The organism is Alcanivorax sp. HI0044 (assembly GCF_001634945.1).
The window spans coordinates 1-305 of the sequence record NZ_LWEZ01001412.1; the positions used below are offsets into that span (position 1 = coordinate 1).

Annotated in this window: 1 protein-coding gene; it reads left to right on the forward strand. The window is 60.3% G+C overall.

Going from position 1 to position 305, the window contains the following annotated elements; translation table 11 throughout:
- On the forward strand, positions 1 to 305 hold a 305-nt coding region (locus tag A3730_RS20895; RefSeq protein WP_156501282.1), incomplete at both ends, for an ATP-grasp domain-containing protein.

A 305-nucleotide genomic window follows, 5' to 3' on the forward strand; every position in this document is an offset into this window, starting at 1 on the left:
TCGTCGAGAAAAAAATTCCGTTCAGCCGCGAACTGTCCATCGTCGGCGCGCGCAGTATCAGCGGCGAAACCCTGTTCTACCCGCTGACCCGCAACTGGCACGTGGACGGCATTCTGCGCCTGAGCCTGGCACCGGCCAACGCCTGTTCTGATCTGCAGAAACCCGCCGAGCAGATGCTCAAGGGCATCATGGAAGAACTGGATTACGCCGGCGTCATGGCGGTGGAGTTCTTCGAAGTGGATGGCCAGCTGATGGTCAACGAGATTGCCCCGCGGGTGCACAACTCTGGCCACTGGACCCACGAA